Source organism: Methylobacterium sp. R2-1 (genome assembly GCF_014191355.1).
Taxonomy (GTDB): domain Bacteria; phylum Pseudomonadota; class Alphaproteobacteria; order Rhizobiales; family Beijerinckiaceae; genus Methylobacterium.
Map to the genome: position 1 here is coordinate 177,290 of NZ_JACHWM010000006.1, position 22,794 is coordinate 200,083.

The 22,794-nt window shown below is 70.4% G+C and carries 20 protein-coding genes; 14 read left to right on the forward strand and 6 right to left on the reverse strand.

Translation table 11 applies throughout. The features are described 5' to 3' along the window. The first annotated feature begins 112 nt into the window (after nt 1-112). Nucleotides 113-1,537, forward strand: a complete 1,425-nt coding sequence (locus tag FHU13_RS10770) for a sensor histidine kinase (protein ID WP_183435846.1) — start codon at nt 113-115, stop codon at nt 1,535-1,537. Next, nucleotides 1,534-2,190 carry a response regulator transcription factor gene (locus FHU13_RS10775; protein WP_183435847.1) on the forward strand — a complete coding sequence of 219 codons (657 nt, stop codon included), beginning with the start codon at nt 1,534-1,536 and terminating at the stop codon, nt 2,188-2,190. Before FHU13_RS10770 ends, FHU13_RS10775 begins: the two co-directional genes overlap by 4 nt. A 12-nt stretch (nt 2,191-2,202) precedes the next feature. Here the strand turns inward: FHU13_RS10775 and FHU13_RS10780 are convergent, their stop codons facing one another. The 3 genes from FHU13_RS10780 to xseA form a co-directional block, all read right to left on the reverse strand. Next, nucleotides 2,203-3,147: a ribose-phosphate pyrophosphokinase gene (locus tag FHU13_RS10780; protein ID WP_017484291.1), complete on the reverse strand. Its 945-nt coding sequence runs from the start codon at nt 3,145-3,147 to the stop codon at nt 2,203-2,205. A gap of 168 nt (nt 3,148-3,315) precedes the next feature. Continuing rightward, on the reverse strand, nt 3,316-3,543 hold the full coding sequence (locus FHU13_RS10785; protein WP_183435848.1) for a DUF4170 domain-containing protein: 228 nt from the start codon (nt 3,541-3,543) through the stop codon (nt 3,316-3,318). Nucleotides 3,544-3,693: 150 nt separating this feature from the next. Beyond that, entirely contained in the window at nt 3,694-5,253 is a 1,560-nt protein-coding gene (xseA, locus tag FHU13_RS10790) for an exodeoxyribonuclease VII large subunit (protein ID WP_183435849.1), read from the reverse strand. 547 nt (nt 5,254-5,800) lie between these two features. Between xseA and FHU13_RS10795 the strand changes: the two genes are divergently transcribed. Beyond that, nucleotides 5,801-5,989 (forward strand): hypothetical protein, encoded by a 189-nt coding sequence (locus FHU13_RS10795; RefSeq protein WP_183435850.1) that lies wholly within the window; start codon nt 5,801-5,803, stop codon nt 5,987-5,989. 8 nt (nt 5,990-5,997) lie between these two features. Here FHU13_RS10795 and FHU13_RS10800 read toward each other — a convergent pair whose 3' ends face one another. Next, nucleotides 5,998-6,213 (reverse strand): hypothetical protein, encoded by a 216-nt coding sequence (locus FHU13_RS10800; RefSeq protein ID WP_246714603.1) that lies wholly within the window; start codon nt 6,211-6,213, stop codon nt 5,998-6,000. A 97-nt stretch (nt 6,214-6,310) separates the two neighbouring features. Further along, nucleotides 6,311-7,057, reverse strand: a complete 747-nt coding sequence (locus FHU13_RS10805) for a hypothetical protein (RefSeq protein WP_183435852.1) — start codon at nt 7,055-7,057, stop codon at nt 6,311-6,313. A 106-nt stretch (nt 7,058-7,163) separates the two neighbouring features. Here FHU13_RS10805 and purD point away from each other — a divergent pair, with 106 nt between their 5' ends. The 3 genes from purD to FHU13_RS10820 all read left to right on the forward strand — a co-directional run bounded on the left by purD (nt 7,164) and on the right by FHU13_RS10820 (nt 9,727). Then, a complete protein-coding gene (gene purD, locus FHU13_RS10810; protein WP_183435853.1) occupies nt 7,164-8,474 on the forward strand; it encodes a phosphoribosylamine--glycine ligase in 1,311 nt (436 codons plus the stop codon). Next, on the forward strand, nt 8,474-8,917 hold the full coding sequence (locus FHU13_RS10815) for a nucleoside deaminase (protein ID WP_183435854.1): 444 nt from the start codon (nt 8,474-8,476) through the stop codon (nt 8,915-8,917). The genes purD and FHU13_RS10815 overlap by 1 nt, the downstream gene beginning before the upstream one ends. Nucleotides 8,918-9,025: 108 nt before the next feature. Then, nucleotides 9,026-9,727: an SDR family NAD(P)-dependent oxidoreductase gene (locus FHU13_RS10820; RefSeq protein ID WP_183435855.1), complete on the forward strand. Its 702-nt coding sequence runs from the start codon at nt 9,026-9,028 to the stop codon at nt 9,725-9,727. Between the two features lie 4 nt (nt 9,728-9,731). On the opposite strand, the gene FHU13_RS10825 is transcribed toward FHU13_RS10820, so the two are convergent. Then, nucleotides 9,732-10,649, reverse strand: a complete 918-nt coding sequence (locus FHU13_RS10825) for an alpha/beta fold hydrolase (RefSeq protein WP_183435856.1) — start codon at nt 10,647-10,649, stop codon at nt 9,732-9,734. Nucleotides 10,650-10,958: 309 nt separating this feature from the next. Between FHU13_RS10825 and FHU13_RS10830 the strand changes: the two genes are divergently transcribed. The 8 genes from FHU13_RS10830 to FHU13_RS10865 all read left to right on the forward strand — a co-directional run bounded on the left by FHU13_RS10830 (nt 10,959) and on the right by FHU13_RS10865 (nt 22,767). After that, nucleotides 10,959-13,058 (forward strand): putative bifunctional diguanylate cyclase/phosphodiesterase, encoded by a 2,100-nt coding sequence (locus FHU13_RS10830; RefSeq protein ID WP_183435857.1) that lies wholly within the window; start codon nt 10,959-10,961, stop codon nt 13,056-13,058. 299 nt (nt 13,059-13,357) lie between these two features. Continuing rightward, nucleotides 13,358-13,534 carry a DUF1328 domain-containing protein gene (locus FHU13_RS10835; protein ID WP_183435858.1) on the forward strand — a complete coding sequence of 59 codons (177 nt, stop codon included), beginning with the start codon at nt 13,358-13,360 and terminating at the stop codon, nt 13,532-13,534. A gap of 92 nt (nt 13,535-13,626) precedes the next feature. Beyond that, nucleotides 13,627-15,636, forward strand: a complete 2,010-nt coding sequence (locus FHU13_RS10840; RefSeq protein WP_183435859.1) for a pseudouridine synthase — start codon at nt 13,627-13,629, stop codon at nt 15,634-15,636. Between the two features lie 9 nt (nt 15,637-15,645). Further along, complete coding sequence (gene rsmD / locus FHU13_RS10845) at nt 15,646-16,197, forward strand: 16S rRNA (guanine(966)-N(2))-methyltransferase RsmD (protein ID WP_183435860.1); 552 nt, start codon at nt 15,646-15,648, stop codon at nt 16,195-16,197. 72 nt (nt 16,198-16,269) lie between these two features. Then, the gene (locus FHU13_RS10850) at nt 16,270-17,223 is read left to right on the forward strand and encodes an aldo/keto reductase (protein WP_246714604.1); all 954 of its coding nucleotides are present in this window, start codon (nt 16,270-16,272) and stop codon (nt 17,221-17,223) included. Then, entirely contained in the window at nt 17,213-17,950 is a 738-nt protein-coding gene (locus FHU13_RS10855; protein WP_183435861.1) for an NADPH-dependent F420 reductase, read from the forward strand. The genes FHU13_RS10850 and FHU13_RS10855 overlap by 11 nt, the downstream gene beginning before the upstream one ends. Next, nucleotides 17,947-19,314, forward strand: a complete 1,368-nt coding sequence (locus FHU13_RS10860; protein ID WP_183435862.1) for an NTP/NDP exchange transporter — start codon at nt 17,947-17,949, stop codon at nt 19,312-19,314. Before FHU13_RS10855 ends, FHU13_RS10860 begins: the two co-directional genes overlap by 4 nt. A 219-nt stretch (nt 19,315-19,533) precedes the next feature. Continuing rightward, on the forward strand, nt 19,534-22,767 hold the full coding sequence (locus tag FHU13_RS10865) for an efflux RND transporter permease subunit (protein WP_183435863.1): 3,234 nt from the start codon (nt 19,534-19,536) through the stop codon (nt 22,765-22,767). Nucleotides 22,768-22,794: the final 27 nt, after the last annotated feature.

Sequence of the window (22,794 nt, forward strand, 5' to 3'; positions counted from 1 at the left end):
GGAGGGACGGCGTCCCGATCGGCGTTGGGAGATCTTCCCGATCTTGCGGGGGGCGCCTTGCCAAGGGGCCGGGCCTGCGGCTCCTTTCCCGTCAGGGTGGAGGAAGCCGGCTATGCGCCTGTTGACGGGACTGATCCTGCGCGTGGTCGCCGTGGTGGCGCTCTGCCTCGCGGCGGCCTCGGCCTGGGTGATGTGGGACGTGAACCGGACAATCCGGGCGGAAGCCGCGGCGTCCGCGGACCGCGTGGTGCGCGAGGCGCGCGAACTCGCGTGGCGCGAGCTGACCTGGCGCGGCAGTTCGGGGCGGGACGCCAAATACGCCTTCCCCGATTGGCGCAGCTCCGAGACCCTCAGGGTCATCGCGCCCGGCTACTGCGTCAGCCTCGCCTGGACCGACGAGGCGCCGCGCCGGCTCTGCGGCGGCTGGTCGGGGGTGGGGGCGGCCCCGCCCGCTTGGTTCGACGCGGCCTACGCTGCCCTGTTCGGTCCGAGCCTTCCGGTAACCCGCACGGTCACACTTAACCGCCGCGACGCCGGTCAGGTGATCGCGGTGGCCGATCACGGGGCAGCCGCGCGGCAGGCGTGGCGCATCGTCAGCGTGGTCGTCGGCGTCGCCGCCGCGATGGCGGCCGGCATCGGCTTGCTCGCGACCCTGGCGATCGGCCATGCCCTGATGCCCGCCGAGCGGATCGTGCGGTGTCTGCGCAAGATGGAAGGAGGGGCCTACGACCTGCGCCTGCCCGCCTTCCGGGCGCGGGAATTTGCGCTGATCGCCCGAGCCGTCAACGACCTGACGCAGCGTCTCGCCGAGACCACGGCCCAGCGCGCGGCGCTGACTCGGCGCCTGTTCCAAGTGCAGGAGGAGGAGCGCCGCGCCCTGGCGCGCGACCTGCACGACGAGTTCGGCCAATGCCTCACGGCGGCTTCCGCGCTCGCCGCCGCCGTCGCCGCGGGCACGGATGGCGACCGCCCCGACATCGCCGAGGACGCCCGCGCGATCTCCAGCATCACGGAGCGGATGATGGGCACCCTGCGCAGCACGCTCGCCCGCCTTCGGCCGCCGGATCTCGACACAGTGGGGCTGGAGCGCTCCCTCGGCCACTTGGTCGCGACCTGGAACGCCCGCGGGGCGGCGCTCGCCGCTGCCCGCACCGGAGCGGTGCCCGAGACGATCCCCACCTTCCGCCTCGACATCGTTGGCAGCCTGAGCCACGTGCCGGCACAGGCGGGGTTGAGCCTCTACCGCATCGCCCAGGAATGCCTCACCAACGCCGCCCGCCACGGCCGCCCGAGCGAGGTGCGCCTGCGGGTCGAGGGCGACGACCCCATCCGCGGCCTCGCCCTATCGGTCGAGGACGATGGCGGCGGCGCGCCCGAGCGGCTGGAGGCTAAGGCTGGCTACGGGCTCATCGGCATCCGCGAGCGGGTCGCCGCGCTCGGCGGCTCGCTGTCGATCGAGCGGCCAGCCGGCGGGATCGGGGTGCGGATCGCTGCGATCATCCCCTTCGCGGACCCGGCCGGAGCCCGCTTCGCGTGAGCGGCACCACGATCCTGCTCGTCGACGACCATCCCGTGGTGCGGGCGGGCTACCGCAAGCTGCTGGAGCGACAGCCGGGCTACCGGGTCATCGCCGAGGCCGAGAGCGCGGCCGCCGCCTACCGCGACTACCGCCGCTTGAAGCCCGACATCGTCATCCTCGATCTCAGCCTGCCCGGCGCCAGCGGCCTGGAGGCGATCCGGCGCATCCGCGCCTACGACCGGGCGGCGCGCATCCTCGTCTTCTCGATGCACCAGGGCACGCCGTTCGCCCTCAAGGCATTCGAGGCCGGGGCCTGCGGCTACGTCACCAAGAGCAGCCCACCCCAAGAGCTCGTCGCGGCCATGGGGACGGTGATGCGCGGCGGGCAGGCGGTCAGCGAGGACATCGCCCGCGAGATCGCCGCCGAGCGCCTCTCCGGCCGCCGCTCGCCGATCGAGGACCTGGGACCGCGCGAGGTGGAGATCTTAGGGTTGATCGCCTCGGGGCTGACGACCGAGGCCATCGCCGACGCTCTCGCGCTGAGCCCCAAGACGGTCCAGAACTACCATTCGAGCATCAAGGCGAAGCTGCGCGTCCAGACCGACGCCGACCTTGTCTGGCTGTCGATCTCCGCCGGGCTGATGCTGCGTCGGACCGGTCCGGAGGCGTGAGCCGGGATCGGCTCAGGTGAATAGGCTCGATACGCTCGATTCCGTCGCCGTGCGCCCGATCGCTTCGCCCAGCAGCGGCGCGATCGAGATCACGCGGATGTTGCGGGCGAGCTTCACGGCCTGCGTCGGCAGGATCGAGTCGGTGATGACGAGTTCCTTCATCCGCGAGGCGGCGATGCGCGAGACCGCGCCGCCCGACAGCACCCCGTGGGTGATGTAGGCCGACACGTCTCGGGCGCCGGCATTGAGCAGCGCCTCGGCCGCGTTCACCAGGGTGCCGCCGGAATCGACGATGTCGTCGACGAGGATGCAGGACTGGCCTTCGACGTCGCCGATGATGTTCATCACCTCCGACTCGCCCGCCCGCTCGCGGCGCTTGTCGACGATGGCGAGCGACGCGTCGATGCGCTTGGCGAGCGCGCGGGCGCGCACCACGCCGCCGACGTCGGGCGAGACCACCATGCGCTCGCCGGGCGCGAGGCGCTCCTTGATGTCGCGCACCATCACGGGAGCGGCGAACAGGTTGTCGGTGGGGATGTCGAAGAAGCCCTGGATCTGACCGGCATGGAGATCGAGCGTCAGCACGCGGTCGGCGCCGGCCTCGGTGATGAGGTTGGCCACGAGCTTGGCGGAGATCGGCGTGCGGCCCGAGGTGCGCCGGTCCTGCCGGGCATAGCCGAAATAGGGGATCACCGCCGTGATGCGCCGCGCCGACGACCGACGCGCAGCGTCGATCATGATCAGCAGCTCCATCAGGTGGTCGTTGGCCGGGAACGAGGTCGACTGGACGATGAACACGTCCTCGCCGCGCACGTTCTCCTGCAGCTCGACAAAGATCTCCATGTCGGCGAAACGCCGGACCATGCAGCTCGCGAGCGGCAATTCGAGGTAGGCGGCGATCGCTTCCGCGAGCGGGCGGCTCGCATTGCCAGCGATGATCTTGATGGACGACGTCATGCCGGGCGTCTCTCGGCTCGCTTTTTCAGTCACTCGCGGGACGCGCGCGAAACGATTACGTCCGAGACCGCACAAGCATCCGGCCGCGCGGCTCATACCAGCGGGGCCGAGCCCTCACAATGGTTTCGTCACAAAGGTTTCAAAGAGCGGAACCCTGCTGCGCCCCGATCACGGCTCGAGCAGACGGTGCAGGTGGACGATGAAGTAGCGGGTCTGGGCGCTGTCGACGGTCGCCTGCGCTTTGGCCCGCCATGCGGTCTGGGCCGAGGCGTAGTCGGGAAAGACGCCGACGATGTCGAGATCCTTGATGTCCCGGAAGCGCACGCCCGAGACGTCCTCCAGCTCGCCGCCGAAGACGAGGTGGAGCTTCTGGTCCGAGTCGATCGTCGTGGTCACGCGTCTCTCCTGCGGGATGCCGGGGCCCGCCGCCGGTCAGGCAGGAGCCGTGCCGCTCGGTCGCAGAGGTGGCCGGGTCGGTCAAGCCGCCTTGCGTGCAAGGAGGGGGTGATACGGGGGCGGGACGGACATGATCCGCCGTCTCGCGCTTCAGAACAGCGAGCCTTGCCGCGCCGGCGGCTCGGTCGTCGCCTCCTTGAGCTTCGGCGACGGCTCGGGTGCAGGCCGGCGGGGGGCGCGCTTCGGGCGTGGCGGCGACGGCGGGGCGTCGGCAAGGGGAGCGGCCGGAGCGTCCTCCGGGCGCGCAAAGATTGCGTCGTCGGCGAACTGCAGCTGGAGCCGAGCGGCCTTCGCGGCGGTCTCGGCCGAGCGGACCGGCAGCCCGTCGGCGTCGCGCACGAGGGCGTAGCCGCGGGCGAGCACCGCCTTGTAGCTGAGCGCCCCGAGCAGGCCGGACTGCGCCCCGAGGCGGTCGCGGCGGCGCTCGATGATGCGGGAAATGGCGGTGCGCGGGCGGTGGTCGATACCGGCGAGCCGTGCCCGCGCCTCGGCCAAGGCGATCGCCGGCGATCGCCGTGTCAGCCGGTCGGCGAGGCGGTTCAGGCGCTCGCGGGAATCGCGGGCGTTGGCGGCGAGCGCCGGCCGCAGCCGCGCGTCGGCCAGGTCGAGGCGCTGGCGCTTGGCGGCCAGGAAGGCGTCGGCGCCGGGAATCGCCCGCACCAGCGCGCGGAAATCGGCCCGCTCGCGCTCGATCCGCCGCAGCATCGTGCCCGCCTGCCGGGCGCCGAGGTCGTGGATCTGGGCAGCGAGTTCGGCGCGCACCGGCACCGCCATCTCGGCCGCGCCCGTGGGCGTCGGGGCGCGGCGGTCGGAGGCGAAGTCGATCAGCGTCGTGTCGGTCTCGTGGCCGACGGCGGAGATCAGGGGAATGTCGGATTCGGCGGCGGCGCGCACCACCGCCTCCTCGTTGAAGGCCCAGAGATCCTCGATCGAGCCGCCGCCGCGGGCGACGATCAGCACGTCCGGCCGCGGGATGGCTCCGTCGGGGGCGAGCGCGTTGAAGCCCCGGATCGCTGCGGCGATTTCCTCGGCCGCCCCCTCCCCCTGCACCCGCACCGGCCAGACCAACACGGGACGGGGAAAGCGGTCCTCGAGCCGGTGGAGGATGTCGCGGATCACCGCGCCGGTCGGCGAGGTGACGACGCCGATCACCCGCGGCAGGAACGGGATCGGCTGCTTTCGCTCCGCTTCGAACAGCCCCTCGGCCGCGAGCTGGCGCTTGCGCTCCTCCAGCAGCGCCATCCAGGCGCCGATGCCGGCGGGCTCCATCGAGTCGATGACGATCTGGTACGAGGATTTTCCGGCGAATGTCGTGATCTTGCCGGTGGCGACGACCTCGAGCCCCTCCTTGGGCTTCTGGCGCAGACGCCCGAGCACACCCTTCCACACCACCGCGTCGATCTTCGCCGTGCCGTCCTTCAGCGAGAAATAGGCGTGGCCTGAGCCATGCGGCCCGCGATAGCCCGAGATCTCGCCGCGCAGGCGCACATGGCCGAAGGCGTCCTCCAGGGTGCGCTTGAGAGCGGCGGCGAGGTCGCCGACCGACCATTCGGGGGCATTGGCCTGGAGCAACGCCGAGGGGGCCGGCTCTCCCGGCGGCGGCACGGCAGCGGCAGAGGTCGCAGGACGTGGCGGGGGCACGAGCGGCATGGGGCCGGACGCTAGGGAACGGGCCGGGTGAGGTAAAGGCCGCCGGATCGATCGGCTGGGGAAGGGCGTGCGAGTGTGGCGCCGGGGCCGCGTCCGCGCCCCCCATCGTTCCTCGTTCGACACAGGACTTGCCCGACTGCCGGCGCCGTCAGCGGCCATGTCGGAGCGTAAAGATCAGGCAGAATCGGTTATATAAGGGATTTTCGGTCGGCGCAGGCGGCAGAGAGCCCTTTTCGAAGGCCACCATTGCTTTGATTGCGCGCGATCGAGGTCGCCCATTTCCTTGAGATGATACTGGGACGAGAAATAATCTCGAAAGGCACGCCTCCGATACGCTTGTCGGCTGGCAATCAGCGGCCTCGATGAAAGGACAGGCCGTGAAGGCTCAATCGGAGACGGGCGCGCAGCGGCGCCATCCGATCATCGCCGGATCGGGCCGGGTCGGTTTCGGCCGGGCCCTCGTCAGCGTGGCGGATGCGGAGAAGATCCGGGTAAGCCGCAACCTTGGCCGGGGGAGCGATCCGGTGGCCTGCCCTCCCTGGAGAAGGTGGAGCGCATCGCCCTGAAGCGGCAGGTCGCGTCCCTGCGTCAGCGACTGGAGCAAGTCGAGCGGTTGTCGCGGCCGTTCCGGCTCGGCGGCCGGGCCTGGATGAAGAGCGCGCACGCCCTGGACGAGACGGCGTTCCGGATGCGGCGTGTGCTCAAGGGGGAGCGGACGACGGGGGAGAGAAAATAGCCCGGAATTCAGATCAGGCGCGTGAGGACCAGCGCCGCCGTCACGGCCGGAGCGGCCGCCGCCACCATAGCCCAGGGCCAGACCGGTGCGAGCCGCGAGCGGCGGTTGTCGTTGGCGGCCCGTTGCGCCGGGCGGCGATGGATCACGTAGTGCGACAGCAGAACGATCGGGCGCTCGCGGGGCGGGCGGGAGGGGGAGGCGATCGAGTGGCGACAGATCGGCATGGCCCTCATCAACAGGCGAGCCCGGCCAACCGTTCCGTCCGGCGTACGGGATAAAACGGTCCCGAACGGAGGCGGACGAGCGGCCGCGCCGGCCGCCTCACCACAGCGAGAATTCGGTCGCGAAATCCGTCGTCCGCAGCGGGCATTTCGGCGTGGGGCAGGGCTCGGCCGGGACGGCCGCGAGCACCCCGTCCGCCCCCTCCTCGAAGCGCAGGCGCACCGGCGGGCCGTCCTCCTTGGCGTAGGCGAGCCGAACCTCGAAGCGCACCGCGTCGAAGGCCTTGCGGTCGACGTAGACGATCACGTCGCGGGAGACGGATTCGCCCGGGTTGAGGTCGGAGGGCTCGGTCGGGAGCGTCGTCGCGCCGGAAAACAGCACTCCCTGGCGCAGGATCGGTGCGCCGCTCTCGCGTACGTAGTCGCGAGCGGAATCGACGGTCGCCATGCCGGAGAGCGAGGCTCGGAAGGCGGCCTCCCGCGATGCCATCTCTGCCTCCCCTTGCGCGCCCGGCTCGGCGAAGCGGGTGCGGATGCCGACCACGGTGTAGGTGAGCCCGAGCACGCGCACGCCCGCCTGACCGACATTGGTTCGAGTCACGGTCGAGCGGATCGCCACCCGGTCGCCGCGCTCGCCGACCCGGGCGAGGTCGGTCTTCACCGAGACCGAGGGTGGGGCGAGCCCCGGCTTGATCCGCGCCTCGTAGACGAAGGTGTAGACGCCCCAGGCTCCCGCCCCGAGGATCGCCAGCGTCTGCACCAGGGTGTTGGCGCCCTCCAGGCCAAGCCGGCCCCGCTTCTGACCCGGTCGCTCATGACTGTCGTGATGACGGTCTTGCGGCGCCATGCGGCGGGTTCTCCCTGGTGTCGCCGGGTGTGTTGTCGGGGGCGTCGCCGGGGCAAACGCGAAACGCCCTTTCCCCGGCCCAAATTTTTTTGGATAGGGTCTCGTCATGACCGAGCCTTTCTCCATCCTGCTCATCGGCTCCGGCGGGCGCGAGCACGCGCTGGCCTGGGCCATCGCCCAATCGCCGCTCTGCGCGAAACTGTTCGTCGCGCCGGGCAATCCCGGCACGGCGCAGCACGGCGAGAACCGGCCGGACCTCGCGGTGTCCGATCACGCCGCTGTCGTCGCCTTCTGCCGGACGGAAAAGATCGGGCTGGTGGTGGTGGGGCCGGAGGCGCCGCTGGTCGCCGGGCTCGTCGACGATCTGCAAGCCGCCGGCATCCCCGCCTTCGGGCCGACGAAGGCCGCAGCGCAGCTCGAAGGCTCGAAGGGCTTCACCAAGGATCTGTGCGCTGAGCACGACATCCCGACTGCCGCCTTCGCCCGCTTCACGGAATTGGAGCCGGCGCTGGCCTATCTCCGCGAGCATGGTGCGCCGATCGTGGTCAAGGCCGACGGGCTCGCCGCCGGCAAGGGCGTGACCGTGGCCGAGACGCTGCCCGAGGCCGAGGCCGCCGTGCGGGCGATCCTCGACGGAACGGAGGGCGGGGCGCTCGTCATCGAGGAATGCCTGTTCGGCGAGGAGGCGAGTTTCTTCGCGCTCTGCGACGGCACCCGCGCGATCCCGATCGGGACGGCGCAGGACCACAAGCGCGTCCATGACGGCGACCGAGGCCCGAATACGGGAGGCATGGGGGCCTATTCCCCCGCCTCCATCGTCACGCCGGAGATTGCGGAGACGGTGATGAACCGGATCATCGCGCCGACGCTGGCCGGCATGGCCGCCCGCGGCACGCCGTTCGCCGGCATCCTCTATGCCGGGCTGATGCTGACGGCGGAGGGCCCGAAGCTCATCGAGTACAACACCCGCTTCGGCGACCCGGAGGCGCAGGTGCTGATGCCGCGCCTGTCGGGTGATCTCGTGCCGGCGCTGCTGGCCGCTGCCCAGGGTGACCTGTCCGGCATCGCGATCGGTTTCGATGCCTCCCGCGCCGCGCTCACCGTGGTGATGGCGGCGCAGGGCTATCCCGGCGCTGTGACCCGCGGCACGGAGATCCGCGGCGCCGAGACGGCGGGAGAGGAGACGGTCGTGGTGTTCCAGGCCGGCACCCGCCGGGACGGCGACCGGCTGCTCGCCGATGGCGGCCGGGTGCTTGCGGTCACCGCGCTCGGTGCCAGCGTGCGGGAGGCGCAAAGCCGCGCCTACGCGGCGGTGAAGCGGATCGACTGGCCGGACGGGTTTTACCGCAGCGACATCGGCGGCCGGGAGGTCGCCCGCGAAGCGGCCGCCGGAGAGGCCGGCTCCCACGGCGCGTGATGCCCGATTTCCTCGACCTCGCCTTCGCCGCCGCTCGTGAGGCCGCGGCGCTGGGCGAGGTGCCGGTCGGCGCGGCCGTGGTGCGGGACGGAACCGTGCTCGCGGTGGCCGGCAACCGGCCCCGCACGCTGTCCGACCCCACCGCTCATGCTGAGATCCTGGCGATCCGCGCCGCCTGCGCCGCGCTCCGCGACGAGCGCCTTACCGGCTGCGACCTCTACGTGACCCTTGAGCCATGTCCGATGTGCGCGGGCGCGATTTCCTTCGCCCGCATCCGCCGGCTCTACTACGCCGCCTCCGACCCCAAGGGCGGGGGCGTCGAGCACGGCCCCCGCGTGTTCAATCAGCCGACCTGCCACCACGCGCCGGAGGTCTATTCGGGGTTTCGCGAGGGCGAGGCGGCAGGCCTCCTCAGGGACTTTTTCGCCGAGCGGCGGGGGTGAGCCGGGAAAGCCGCCCGTCGTGACGGTGGAGGACTTCGGAGCGTCGAACCAGGGCTGCGCGCGGCGCGTTCGACCCTTCGTCCTCCCACCTCACCGGAGCCCCCTCCCATGGTCCCGACCTACCAGCGCGCCCTGATCGTCGGTGCCGGTCCCGGCCTGAGCGCCTCGCTGGCGCGCCTGTTCGCGGCCGAGGGGCTGAAGGTCGGGCTCGCTGCACGCAACACCGAAAAGCTCAACGACCTCGCCGCAGAGACGGGGGCTGTGGTCCATGCCTGCGATGCCACCGATCCGAGCGCGGTCGAGGCCCTGTTCCCCCGGCTCGAACCGGCGCTGGGCGGTCCGCCGGACGTGGTGGTCTACAACGCCAGCGGCCGGCTGCGTGGCGCCACAATCGATCTCGATCCGGAGGCCGTGGCCCGCGCGCTCTCGGTCTCGGCCTATGGCGGCTTTCTCGTGGCACAGGCGGCCGCCCGGCGGATGCTGCCGCATCGCCACGGGGCGATCCTGTTCACCGGCGCTTCGGCGAGCGTGAAGGGATTTGCGGGCTCGGCCCCCTTCGCCATGGGCAAGTTCGCCCTGCGGGGCCTCGCGCAGAGCCTCGCCCGCGAGTGGCAGCCCAAGGGCATCCATGTGGCCCATGTCGTGATCGACGGCGCCATCCGCTCCGCCGCGCGGCCCGATCCGGAGGGGCGCCCCGACGCGACCCTCGACCCGGACGCCATCGCGAAAAACTACCTCGCCCTCCTGCACCAGGACCGAAGCGCCTGGACCGACGAGATCGCCCTGCGGCCGTGGGTGGAAACGTTTTGAGGTTTCACTCCGTCAGAAACCCCTCCAACGCCCGTAGCGTCGGCTCCGGCGCCTCCTCGGCCATGAAGTGACCGGAGGCGATTGTTGCGCCCTGCGCCTTCGGTGCAAAGGTCCGCTGCCAGGCCGCCAGCGCGGTCTCGGGTTTGTCCTTGTCGAGATAGGCCTCGCTCGCGAGCACGAGCACCGGCATCGCTAAGGTCCGGCCCGCGGCGAGGTCGTTGCGGTCGGCGGCACGGTCGGACCCGTCGGCGCCGCCCGCCCGATAATCCTCGCACATCGCGTGAATGCGCTCGGGCACGTTCCAGGCCTGACGGTAGAGGGTGAGCGCGTGGCGGTCGAAGGCGGCGAGGTCGTGCCCCGCGGTCCAGTCGCGCAGCAGCCCCCCGAAATAGCGGTCCGGGTCGCGGCGGATCGCCTCCTCCGGCTCCGGGGCGGGGCGCGAAAGGAACGACCAGTGCGGGTTCGCGGCGGGGTTCGCCTCGATGCGGGCCCACTGCACGTCGGTCGGAACGATGTCGAGCAGCGCGAGGCGCTCGATCCGGCCCGGTTCGTCGAGGGCGAGCCGGTAGCCGACGCGGGCGCCGCGATCGTGGCCGGCCAGCGCGAAGCGGACATGGCCGAGCCGCTCCATTACCGCGACGATCTCCGCCCCGAGCCGCCGCTTGGTGTAGGCGTTCTCTCCACTGCTCGAGTCGGGAGCGGCCGACCAGCCGTAGCCCTTCAGGTCGAGGGCGATGACACGGTGCGTCTCGGCGAGCGCGGGCGCCAGCCGGTGCCACATCGCGTGGCTCTGCGGGAAGCCGTGCAGCAGAAGGAGCGGCGGCGCCGTTTCCAGACCGCCGGCTCGGCCGAACCAGCGGCCCGCCGGCCCCTCGATCCAGAGCGCCTCGAAGCCGGGAAACAGGTCGTCGCCCTCCGCCATCCGCCGTCCTTCCCACTCCGCCGCTTCCGCTTCCGTGCGCTTTCCGTGCGCTTGCCTGACGCGGATAACGGTTCGGCGAAGCGGAGGCTCCGGCGGGCCCGACCGGCGGGCCGCTCGGAATCCTCAGGTTGGGTCGTTACAACCTTGTGGAAGTTTTTCGAGCTTGTGCAATTCAGGCGACAGTCATTGGCTTCTTCTGCACTTAGGCCGACTGCGATCAGGCAGGAATTTGGGCAGAATGACCAAGTCGTGATCATGAGGAAATATTTACATTTAGGCTTGAAAGTCCGGCTCGCTTACGGTGGTGCCATGCCCCTGAACGACCTCGAAGAACTCGCACGAATCGCTTTCGACTGGCTCTGGGCCACCGATGCCAAGGACCGCTTCAGTTACCTCTCCCCGGGTGCCGAGCGCCTGCTGGGCCGCACGCCGGAGAGCCTGATCGGCTGCGCGCGCGAGACCTTGGCCTGCGAGGGGGAGGAGGCCAACTTTGCGCACTATCGCGAGACGATCGCTGCCCGACGTCCCTTCCGTGACCTGACCTACGTCTACCGCCATCCCGACGGCACGCCGCGCTGGTTCGAGATCAGCGGCCGCCCTCATTTCTCGCCCGAGGGCGACTTCCTCGGCTATCGGGGCGTCGGCAGCGACGTCACCGAGCAGCACCGGACCCGACGCGCCCTGGTCGAGACTCATGCCCAGCTCAGTGAGCAGAACCGGCGCTTCGATGCGGCCCTGGAGAACATGACGCACGGCCTGTGCATGTTCGATGCGGAGCAGCGGCTCCTGGTGTGGAACCGGCGCTACCTGGAGATCTTCGGCCTGCCCGACGACGCAGTCCATGTCGGCATGGGCCAGCGCGCCATCATCGAGACGCTGGTGGCGCTCGGGCGCTACAAGCGCGGCGCCACCGTCGATGCGATCAGCGAGGGCACCCGCACCTCGCTCACCGGGGACGGGTCGAAAGCGGTGCTGCGCGAACTCGCCGACGGGCGGGTCATCGCCGTGACCCACCGGCCCATGGTCGGCGGCGGCTGGGTGGCGACCTTCGAGGACGTCACCGAGCGGCGGCGCAACGAGGCCCGCATCATCCACATGGCCCGCCACGACGGCCTCACCGATCTGCCCAACCGCACCCGCCTGCGGGAGATCGGCGCCGAATTGATCGCGGCTTTGCGCACCGACGCGGAAGCGCCGCTCGCGGTGCTGATGCTCGACCTCGACCGGTTCAAGCCGGTCAATGATAGCTTCGGCCACGCGGTGGGTGATGCCCTGCTGCGGGCGGTGGCCGAGCGGCTGCGGGGACATGTGCGCGGCCGCGACGTGGTGGCCCGGCTCGGGGGCGACGAGTTCGCGGTGCTCTCCCGCGTCGAGGATGCGGCCGGGGCCGCGGTACTGGCCGAGCGCCTGATCGAGACCGTCGCTGCGCCCTACGCCCTCGACGGGATCACCGTCGAGATCGGAATGAGCGTTGGCATTGCCCTGGCCGAGGGCGACGTTCCGCACGACATCGAGCGCCTCCTCAAGGAGGCCGATCTCGCTCTCTACGAGGCGAAGACCGAGGGGCGCGGCACCGTCCGCCTGTTCGAGCCGCAGATGGACGAGACCCTGCGCGAGCGGCTCGGTCTCGAACGCGAGTTGCGGGAGGCGCTCGCGCAGAACCGCTTCGAGCTGCATTATCAGCCGCTCGTGGACCTGTCCGGCAACCGCATCACCGGGATGGAGGCGCTGGTCCGCTGGCGTCATCCCGAGCGCGGGCTCGTGAGCCCGGCGCTGTTCATCCCGCTCGCCGAGGAGACCGGCCTGATCGTGCCGATCGGCGAGTGGGTGCTGCACCAAGCCTGTCGGGATGCCGCCGCTTGGCCCGATACGATCAGCGTGGCGGTCAACGTCTCGCCGCTGCAACTGCGCCACCGCGGCTTCGTCCAGAGCGTGCTCGGCGCGCTCGCGGCCAGCGGCCTCAAGGCGAGCCGGCTCGAACTGGAGATCACCGAAAGCGTGCTGCTCGACGACACCGAGGCGAACCTCGAGACGCTCCATACCCTGCGCAAGCTCGGCGTGCGCATCTCCATGGATGATTTCGGCACCGGCTACTCCTCGATCAGCTACCTGCGCCGCTTCCCCTTCGACAAGATCAAGATCGACCGCTCCTTCGTACGCGACTGTGCCGCTCAGTCGGAGGCCGGCGCGATCATCCGCGCCATCGTGAGCCTGGGAGCGAGCCTCGGCATCACGACGCTGGTCGAGGGCGTCGAGACCGAACCGCAACTCGCAACCATCCGAGCGGAGGGCGCACAGGAGGTGCAGGGCTATCTGTTCAGCCCGCCCCGGCCGGTCCATGAGATCGCCGTCCTGCTCGAAGCCGGACTGGGATCCGAGGAGCGGTCGGCACCGACGCTGGCGGCCTGACGCATTCCCGGCAGACGTTTCTTCGATTGTCTCGCGCGGCCCGGAGATGTCTCCGGGTGCGCCCGCGCGTCCGGTCCATTCCCCTCCATTCCGCTCCATTCCTCCTGGCGGAACAGGGCCTCCGCAGCCGCCGTTGCTCCTCCGTGAGGGATGTATGCGAGGTCCGAACGCTTTCCGGAACGCTTCGCTGAGGCAACCGTTTTCAGCGCCATCGACGGAACGAATCCGGCAGCTTGGCAATTTTCAAGGCCAGGACAGACTTTCAAGACACCGTCCAAGACGGACGTCAGGAGGATACCATGATCGGTTGGGCTGTTACCTTTCTCGTCGTCGCTCTGATCGCCGCTCTGCTCGGCTTCGGCGGCATCGCCGGCACCGCCATGGAGGCGGCCAAGATCGTGTTCTTCGTCGCGATCGCGCTGTTCCTGATCTCGGCGGTGCTGGGCGCAGTGCGCGGTCGCTCCCCGCGGTTGTGACGACCGCAGAACCTTCGCGGTTCGATGAAAGGGCGGCCCTCGCGGGCCGCCTTTTCCTTTTGCGCGAACCGCCGCTCTGGTAAGGGGCGCGGATGACCGACATTCCAGACCCCTCCCCGGCCGCGCCCGCGGACCAGCCCGCGGACCAGCCTGCTGCGCCCGAGGGCGAGCGCATCGCCAAGGCCATCGCCCGCGCCGGCATCGCCTCCCGCCGCGACGCGGAGGCGATGATCGAGGCCGGCCGCGTCAGCCTCAATGGCAAGATCCTGACCTCGCCGGCGATCAACGTCACTGAATCCGACCGCATCGCGATCGACGGCGAGCCCCTGCCTGCCCGCGAGCGCACCCGGCTGTGGCTGCTGCACAAGCCGCGGGGCGTCGTGACCACCGCCCGCGACCCGGAAGGGCGTCAGACCGTGTTCGACGGCCTGCCCGACGATCTGCCCCGGGTCGTCGCCATCGGCCGGCTCGACATCAACACGGAGGGGCTCCTGCTCCTCACCAACGACGGCGGCCTCGCCAAGGTGATCGCCCACCCCGACACCGGCTGGCTGCGCCGCTACAGGGTGCGCGCCTTCGGCGACATCACCCAGGCGGATCTCGACCGGCTCAAGAAGGGCGTCACCGTCGACGGCATGGAGTACGGGCCGGTCGAGGCGACCCTCGACCGGGTCCAGGGCGACAACCTCTGGCTCACGCTCGGCCTGCGCGAGGGCAAGAACCGCGAGGTCAAGCGCATCCTCGAACATCTCGGCCTGTCGGTGAACCGGCTGATCCGGCTCTCGTTCGGGCCGTTCCAACTCGGCGACCTCGAAGTCGGTCTTGTCGAAGAGATCCGCACCAAGGTTCTGAAAGAGCAGCTCGGAAAAAACCTCGCCGAGCAGGCGGGCGTCGATTTCGAGAGCCCGGTGCGCGAGACCATCGCCCCGTTCGGCAGCCCGAAGAAGGAGACGCGTGCCACGCAGGCCGCGGCGCCCGCGGGGCGGGGCCGTCAAGGGGGGCGCGACGAGGGCGCCTCGGAAGCCCGCTCCGGGTCTCGCGGCGGGTCGGCCGGCCGTCCCCCGCGCGATCCCGCCCGCCCTGCCGCTCCCCGCGCCGGTGCACGCCCGGCGCAGCGGCCCCCCTCGCCCACCGTGTGGCGCGCCGACGAGGAGACGCGGCCCCGCGCCTCCAAGGTGCCGCGCCGGGGCCTGGACCCCAAGACCGCCCGCGCGGCGTCGGCCGAGCGCGGCCGCGAGCGGGTCGGCGCGATCCAGGCGGCCGGCGAGCGCCGGGTGCTGGTCGAGCGGCTTCAGCCTTCGCCGGAGACGCCCGCGCCCGAGCCGCACCGCCGGGTCCGCTTTCGCAACGAGGAGGAGCGCTCCGCGCCCCGGGACAGGCCGCGCGAGGACAGAGCGCGCGAGGACCGGCCGCGTGACGAGCGACCGCGCGAGAGCCGCTCCCGCGACGACCGGCCGGGCCGGGACGAGTTCCGCCGCGCCGTGCCGGGGGGCGATGCCCGTCCCCGCCGCCGCGAATCCGGGGAGGCCGCGCCCGCCGAGCGGCGCGGCCCGCCGCGCGAGCGCTCGTCCGATTTCGAGGCCCGTCCCCCGCGCGAGCGGAGCGAGGGGCGGCCTCAGCGTGAATCGTACGACCGCGGCGAGGGTGCACCCCGCCGCGAGCGCCCGGCCGAGGGGCGCCCGCCCGAGCGTCGCGGCCCGCCGCGCGACCGGCCCCGTACCGCCGAGGGCGAGCGTCCGGCCCGTCCCCCGCGGGGCGCGGATGCCTCCGATCGTCCGAGCTTCCGCAGCGGGCCGAGCCAAGGGCCCAGCAAGGGGCCGAGCAAAGGACCCGGCGGCGCTCCGGGCAGGGGATTCGGCGGCAAGCCCGGCTTCAAGGGCGGTGACCGCGACGGCGCCCGAGGCGATTTCAAGGGTGGCGGCAAGGGCGGCGGGAAGGGAGCCCCGCGGGGCGACTTCAAGCCCGGCGGCGGCGGTCGGCCCGGCGGCCGCCCGGGCGGCCGTCCCGGTGGAAAGCCCGGCGGTGCCCCCGGTGGTCGTCCCGGCGGCGGCAAGCCGGGGCCCCGCAGCGGCGGGGGCGGGCGCCCGCCGCGCGGCGCCTGAGGCGCACGCGTGCGGATCGTCGGCGGTGAGTGGCGCGGGCGCAGGCTGATCGGACCGAAGGCGGAGGGCATCCGCCCGACCTCCGACCGCCTGCGCGAAGCCCTGTTCAACGTGCTGGCCCACGCCTACGACGATGCGGTCGAGGACGCGGTGGTGCTCGACCTGTTCGCGGGCACCGGTGCACTCGGCTTCGAGGCGCTCTCCCGCGGCGCGGCCCGGGCCATCTTCGTGGACGAGGGGCGCCAAGCCGGCGCGCTGATCCGCGAGGGCATCGCCGCGCTCGGCTGCGGGAGCCGCGCCCGGCTGATCCAGCGCGACGCGACCCGGCTCGGGCCCGCCTCTGACGTCGCATCGCTCGTCTTCTGCGACCCGCCCTACCGGAAGAATCTCGCGCCCGCGGCACTCACCGCCGCGGCAGCCGGCGGCTGGCTGAGCGCCGGCGCGCTGGTCCTGGTCGAGGAGGCCGCCGAGGCTGGTCCGGTCCTGCCGCCCGGCTTCTTGGAGCTGGAACGGCGCAGCTACGGCGAGACGGCGGTGACGTTCGGTCGCTTCAACGGCTGATCTCTTCGCCGTTGCGGTGAGGTTGCCCTATCTCGCTCGGGCCATGCCCGTCCGCGAAGGAGGCCCGCGCCCATGCCGCCTGTCTTGCCGCCTGTCCTGTTGCCCTTGCCGCCGCTCTCCCGCCGAACCCTGTTGCAGGGAACCGCCGCCCTCGCCGGACTCGGCCTCGCCCCAGCGCCGCTGCGCCCGGCCCGCGCCGCGGATACTCTGATCACGAGGCCGATCCCCTCCTCCGGCGAGAGGCTTCCGGCCATGGGCATCGGCACCTCGCGCCGCTACGAGGTGGCGGCGACGTCCGAGGCCACGGCTCCTTTGCGCGAGGCGGTGGAGCGCTTCGTGGCGCTCGGCGGGCGGGTGATCGACACCGCCCCGAGCTACGGCACGGCGGAGGAGGTCCTCGGCATCGTCCTTCAGGGCCTGCGCGAAAAGATCTTTCTCGCCACCAAGGTCGCGGCTCGCGGGCGCGAGGCGTCGGAGGCCGAGACCGAGCGCTCGTTCCAGCGTCTGCGCACGGACAGGATCGACCTGATCGCCGTACACAACCTGATCGATACGGAAACCAACCTCGCCGTCCTGCGCGCGCTCAAGGAGAAGGGCCGCATCCGCTATGTCGGCGTCACCGTCTGGCGCGACGAGCAGTTCCCCGATCTCGAAGCGGTGATGAAGCGGGACAAACTCGACTTCGTGCAGGTGAACTACGCCCTCGACAGCCGGCTCGCGGCGGAGCGCATCCTGCCGCTCGCCGCCGAGCGCGGCGTGGCGGTGATGGTCAACGTGCCCTTCGGCCGTGACCGCCTGTTCAAGGCCGTGAAGGACAAGCCCCTGCCCGACTTTGCCGCCGACTTCGGCTGCAAGAGCTGGGCGCAGTTCTTCCTCAAATACGTGCTCGCCAACGAAGCCGTCACCTGCCCGATCCCGGGCATGGCGAAGGCGGCTTACGTCGAGGACAACCTCGCCGCCGCGACCGGCCGGCTGCCGGATGCCGCCGAGCGGCGCAAGATGGAGGCCTTCATCGATGCGGTCTGATGTTTTTGGAATTTCTCTGGGTCGGCGCGCGGCGCTGGCGCTCCTGGCCGGCTCGTTCCTGCTCCCCGCGCTGCCCGCCCTCGCACAGTCCGAAACGACCAAAAGAATCGGGATCATCGGGGCGGGCAATATCGGCGGCACGCTCGGCCGGCTCTGGATCAAGGCGGGCTACGAGGTCTTCTTCTCCTCCCGCCACCCGGAGGAACTGAAGGCCCTGGTGGAGGAACTCGGGCCCAAGGCGCGAGCCGGCACCCCGGCGGAGGCGATTGCCTTCGGCAATGCCGTGCTGATCGCGGTGCCCTACAAGGCCTATCCGGAACTCGGGCGTGAGAACGCCGCGGCGCTCAAGAACAAGGTGGTGATCGATGCCGGCAACGCGGTGAAGGCCCGCGACGGGGCGGTCGCCGACGAGGTCGAGCGCGACGGCATCGGTGCGGTCTCGGCCAAGTATCTGGCCGGCGCTCGCGTGGTGCGCGCCTTCAATGCAGCCAACTACAAGATCTTCCAGAAGAACGCCGGCCGGCCCGAGCCGCGCATGGCGGTGCCGATCGCCGGCAACGACCCGAAGGCGCTGGAGACCGCCCGCACCCTGGTCTCGGATGCGGGCTTCGACCCCGTGGTGGTCGGCGAATTGAAGGCGGCGGACACCTTCGCCATGGGCTCGCCCGGTTTCGGGCACGACCTCTCGGCGCCGGAGCTGAAGCAGAAGCTCGGAGTGAAGCCTTGAGCGAGGCTCGAGGCTCTTCGTCGGGCTCCTCGCTCTCCGACCGCCTCGCCCGCCTCATCGATGTGCGGTCGGGCGAGGGCCCGGCGCTCGCGTGGTCCTGGGCCTATATCTTCGCCCTGCTCGCGAGCTACTACGTGCTGCGCCCGATCCGCGACCAGATGGGCGTGGCGGGCGGTCTTGAGAACCTGCCCTGGCTGTTCCTGGCGACCCTCGTCGGCATGCTGGCGCTGAACCTGCCCTTCGCGTGGCTGGTCAAGCGCCTGCCGCGGGCGCGGTTCGTGCCCCTCACCTACCGCTTCTTCATCCTCAACATCCTGATCTTTGCCGGCCTCATCGCGGTGGCCGAGGGCGAGACCGCGGTCTGGGTCGGGCGAGCCTTCTTCGTCTGGCTCTCGATCTTCAACCTGTTCGTGGTCTCGATCTTCTGGGCCACGGTGGTGGACGTGTTCTCGACCGAGCAGGGCAAGCGCCTGTTCGGCTTCATCGCCGCGGGCGCGACGCTGGGCGCCATCTGCGGCTCGTCGGTGACCGCGACGCTGGCCCGCGACGTGCCGACCTGGGCGCTGCTCATCGCCGCCGCCGTACTCCTGGAGGCGGCGGTCTTCGCCATGCGGGGCCTCGCCCGCCTGATCGGGCGCCTCCACGAGGTGCCGGAAGAATCGCGGGCGGGCGAAGTCATCGGCGGCGATGTGTGGGCCGGCATCCGGCGCACCGTCGCCTCGCCCTACCTCCTCAACATCGCAGGGTTCCTGGCGCTGTTCTCGATCACCGCGACCTTCCTGTATTTCGAGCAGGCCGGGATCGCCAAGCGCAGCTTCCCCGATCGGGGCGCGCAGACCGCCTTCTTCGCCAGCGTCGACCTCGCCGTGAACGTCCTGACGCTCGGCGTGCAGCTCTTCCTGACCGGCCGCATCACGCGCTGGCTCGGCGTTGGCGTGACGTTGGCGCTGCTGCCGGCGGCGAGCATCGTCGGTTTCGCGGCGCTGGCGCTCTCGCCGAGCGTCGCCTCGGTGGTGGTGATCTACGTGCTGCGCCGGGCCGGCAACTTCGCCATTGCCCGGCCGGTGCGCGAGGTGCTGTTCACGGTGGTGCCGCGCGAGGATCGCTACAAGGCCAAGAGCTTCATCGACACGGTGGTCTACCGCCTCGGCGATCAGGTCGGCGCGTGGTCCTATACCGGCCTCGCCGCGCTCGGCTTCGGCGGCCACGCTGCGGCCGTGGTGGCCGTGCCGCTCTCGGCCGCTTGGCTCCTCAACGCGCTCTGGCTCGGTCGGGCGCAGGTGCGGCGGCAAGAAGCGGCACAAGCGCAAGAAGCGGCACAAGCGGACGACAATTCGGCGCCGGTGCCGACAAGCGCGGGCTGAGGCACCGTGTTGCAGAGGTTGATTCCAGGCTAGCCTTATTTTTCGTCGGGCGGACCGAGTACCCTCGACGGCCGGGGACAGGCGGCGATGCGGCATCGCAGCACGCGTGTGTTTCCGGGGGTAATCGGACATAGAACAGAAACAGTGATCGTGCGGTATCCGTAAGGAAACGCCCGTGCCGTTCTCCGGAAGGCTCGCCGGAAAGAACCCCGGAGACCCATGGGACTCGTCCAGTACGCCCTCAAGTTCCGCATCACGACCTACGTCCTCGCCGTGCTGATGATGCTCGGTGGGGCCGGCGCCATCGTCGTGACCCCGAAGGACGTGCTGCCCGCCGTCGACATCCCCGTCGTCGTCGTGGTCTGGACCTATACGGGCCTGTCCGCGCCGGAGATGGAAAAGCGGATCACGACCTATTCCGAGTTCGGAATCTCCAACAACGTTAACAACATCGCCCGGATGGAATCGACGAGCCTGCAGGGCACGTCGGTGATGAAGATCTATTTCGACCAGAGCGTCAGCATCGATCTGGCCATCGCCCAGGTCGTCTCCTCCACGAACTCGATCCGCGCGCTGATGCCGCCGGGCGTGCAGCCGCCGGTCATCGTGCGCTTCTCGGCCTCCTCGGTGCCGGTGATCCAGCTCGCGCTGACCTCGGCCAAGGACAGCCTCAACAAGGTCTACGACTACGCCCAGTACCGCATCCGCCAGCGCCTGACCCAGGTGCCGGGCTCGACGCTCCCCTCCCCCTTCGGCGGCGCTCCGCGCCAGGTCATGGTCGATCTCGACCTGCACGCGCTCCAGGCGCTCGGGATGACACCGCTGGAGGTCACCAACGCGGTCACCTCGCAGAACCTGACGATTCCCTCGGGGCTGACCAAGATCGGCGAGCAGCAATACCCGGTGCAGATGAACGCGACGCCGGACGCGATTGCGGCCTTGAACGAGATCCCGATCAAGGTGGTCAACGGCCAGCCGGTGCTGGTGCGCGATGTCGCCTATGTCCGCGACGGCGGCCCGCCGCAGGTCAACGTGGTGAGGGCCGACGGACAGGCCTCAGTGCTGATGCGGGTTCTGAAGAACGGCACCGCCTCGACGCTGGATGTGGTCAACAACGTCAAGGCGGCGCTCCCCGACATCCGCGCGGCGGCGCCCGAGGGCATGGAGATCAAGCCGCTCTTCGACCAGTCGGTCTTCGTCTCGAACGCGATCGAGGGGGTGTGGCACGAGGCCGTCATCGCCGCCGCACTGACGGGCCTCACGATCCTGCTGTTCCTCGGCTCGTGGCGCTCGACCCTGATCGTGCTCGTCTCGATCCCGCTCTGCCTCATGACCTCGTTGGCGCTGCTCGCCGCGCTCGGCCACACCATCAACGTGATGACGCTGGGCGGGCTGGCGCTCGCGGTCGGCATCCTCGTCGACGACGTGACGGTGGCGATCGAGAACACCTATCGCCTGTTCGAGGAGGGCAAACCGTTCCGCAACGCCGTGGTCGAGGGCGCGGCGGGCATCGCCAAGCCGGCGCTGATCTCGACGCTCTCGATCTGCGCCGCCTTCGTCTCGGTCTTCGCGCTCACGGACACCCCGAAATTCCTGTTCACGCCGCAGGCGCTCGCGGTCGTGTTCGCGATGCTGACCTCATACCTCCTCACCCGCACCCTGGTGCCGGTGCTGATCGACGTGCTGGTGGCCCGCGAATACCTCCAGCACCACGGCGGTGAGGGCGAGGCCCCGCGCCGGGGCCGGATCGAGCGGGCCCTGGCTTGGCCGCTTTCCCCCGTCTTCCGGCTGGCCGGCGCCTTCCGCCGGGGCTTCGAGGCGCGGTTCGAGCGCTTCCACCGCGGCTATGTCGGGCTGCTGCACGCGGTTCTGCGCCACCCGATCGCGACGGTCAGCGTGGTCGCCCTGCTGTTTGCCGGCACCGGCGGGCTCTTCGTCTTCACGGGCCAGGACTACTTCCCGCAGGTCGAATCGAGCCAGATGACCCTGCATCTGCGCACCCGCCCCGGCATGCGCATCGAGACCGCCGAGCAGGTCTTCGCCGAGGCCGAGACCGTGGTGCGCGAGGTGATCCCCGAGGGCGAGATCGACCAGATCCTCGACAACATCGGCATCCCGTCGAACAACTACAACTTCGCCTTCTCCGACGGCTCCTTCGTTTCCTACAACGACGGGCAGATGCTGATCGATCTGAAGGACGAGCACGGTCCGGTCGCCGAGTATCAGCGGCGCCTGCGCGAACGCCTGCGCGAGCGCTTTCCCGACATGATCGTTTATTTCCAGCCCTCCGACATCATCACGCAGATCCTCAATTTCGGCGTCATCGCCCAGATCGACGTGCAGGTCTCGGGGCGCAACACGGTGAAGGATCTCGAGGTCGCCCGGCGCATCGAGGCACGGCTGAAGGAGACGCCGGGTCTCGTCGACGTGCACCTGCACCAGATCGTCGACACGCCGCAATTCTTCGTCGATGTCGACCGGCGGCTGGCCTCCGAACTCGGCCTGACGCAGCAGCAGGTGGCGCAGAGCCTCAACGTGTCCCTGTCGGGCTCCTTCCAAGTGAACCCGAACTTCTGGACCGACCCGAAGACCGGCATTCCCTATCAGCTCTGGGTCCAGACGCCGGAATACCGCAACGCCTCGCTCACCGCGCTGCAGAACACCCCGCTCTTCGCTCGCGCCAGCGCCACCGGCAACGGCCCCGGCGCGCTGACGCTGCTGTCGAGCGTCGCGACGATCACCCGCCAGCCGACGCAGACGGTGATCAACCACGTCAACACGCAGCCGACCTTCAACGTCTACGCCGCCGTGCAGGATCGCGACCTGGGCTCGATCGCCCGCGACATCGACCGGATCGTCCAGGAGGAGCAGCAGGCCCTGCCGGCACCCGACAAGATCAGCGTGCGCGGGCAGATCGAGAACATGCGGGCCGCCTTCTTCCGGCTGGAGGTGGGTCTCGGCATCGCGCTGATCGCGGTCTACCTCCTGATGGCGGTGAACTATCAGAGCTGGGGCGATCCCTTCGTGGTGCTGGCAGCCCTCCCCGTCGCCTTCTGCGGCATCGTCGCGAGCCTGTTCATCACGAACACCGCCTTCTCGATTCCCTCTCTGTTCGGGGCCATCATGTCGGTGGGCATCGCGAGCGCCAACTCGATCCTGCTCGTCACCTTTGCCAAGGAGCACCGGGAGGCCACCGGCTGCTCGGCGCGTGAGGCGGCGATCGCCGCGGGCGAGACGCGTTTGCGGCCGGTGCTGATGACCGCGAGCGCGATGTTCCTCGGCCTCGTGCCGATGGCGCTCGGCACCGGCGAGGGCGGCGAGCAGAATGCGGCGCTCGCCCGCGCGGTGATGGGCGGCATCGCACTCGGCACGCCCTCGACGCTGCTGTTCGTACCGTTCCTCTACAGCCTGCTGCGGCGGGGCGAGGCCAAGCCGCTCGAGGATTACGTCTGATGCCAGTCCGCAATGTGCGAAGGATTG

What these genes read in the sequence shown, in the direction of transcription:
- FHU13_RS10770 (WP_183435846.1), top strand. Translation starts at nt 113, where the DNA reads ATGCGCCTGTTGACGGGACTGATCCTGCGCGTGGTCGCCGTGGTGGCG.
- FHU13_RS10780 (WP_017484291.1), bottom strand. Translation starts at nt 3,147, where the DNA reads ATGACGTCGTCCATCAAGATCATCGCTGGCAATGCGAGCCGCCCGCTC.
- xseA (WP_183435849.1), bottom strand. Translation starts at nt 5,253, where the DNA reads ATGCCGCTCGTGCCCCCGCCACGTCCTGCGACCTCTGCCGCTGCCGTG.
- FHU13_RS10800 (WP_246714603.1), bottom strand. Translation starts at nt 6,213, where the DNA reads ATGCCGATCTGTCGCCACTCGATCGCCTCCCCCTCCCGCCCGCCCCGC.
- FHU13_RS10805 (WP_183435852.1), bottom strand. Translation starts at nt 7,057, where the DNA reads ATGGCGCCGCAAGACCGTCATCACGACAGTCATGAGCGACCGGGTCAG.
- purD (WP_183435853.1), top strand. Translation starts at nt 7,164, where the DNA reads ATGACCGAGCCTTTCTCCATCCTGCTCATCGGCTCCGGCGGGCGCGAG.
- FHU13_RS10815 (WP_183435854.1), top strand. Translation starts at nt 8,474, where the DNA reads ATGCCCGATTTCCTCGACCTCGCCTTCGCCGCCGCTCGTGAGGCCGCG.
- FHU13_RS10820 (WP_183435855.1), top strand. Translation starts at nt 9,026, where the DNA reads ATGGTCCCGACCTACCAGCGCGCCCTGATCGTCGGTGCCGGTCCCGGC.
- FHU13_RS10825 (WP_183435856.1), bottom strand. Translation starts at nt 10,649, where the DNA reads ATGGCGGAGGGCGACGACCTGTTTCCCGGCTTCGAGGCGCTCTGGATC.
- FHU13_RS10830 (WP_183435857.1), top strand. Translation starts at nt 10,959, where the DNA reads ATGCCCCTGAACGACCTCGAAGAACTCGCACGAATCGCTTTCGACTGG.
- FHU13_RS10835 (WP_183435858.1), top strand. Translation starts at nt 13,358, where the DNA reads ATGATCGGTTGGGCTGTTACCTTTCTCGTCGTCGCTCTGATCGCCGCT.
- FHU13_RS10840 (WP_183435859.1), top strand. Translation starts at nt 13,627, where the DNA reads ATGACCGACATTCCAGACCCCTCCCCGGCCGCGCCCGCGGACCAGCCC.
- FHU13_RS10850 (WP_246714604.1), top strand. Translation starts at nt 16,270, where the DNA reads ATGCCGCCTGTCTTGCCGCCTGTCCTGTTGCCCTTGCCGCCGCTCTCC.
- FHU13_RS10855 (WP_183435861.1), top strand. Translation starts at nt 17,213, where the DNA reads ATGCGGTCTGATGTTTTTGGAATTTCTCTGGGTCGGCGCGCGGCGCTG.
- FHU13_RS10865 (WP_183435863.1), top strand. Translation starts at nt 19,534, where the DNA reads ATGGGACTCGTCCAGTACGCCCTCAAGTTCCGCATCACGACCTACGTC.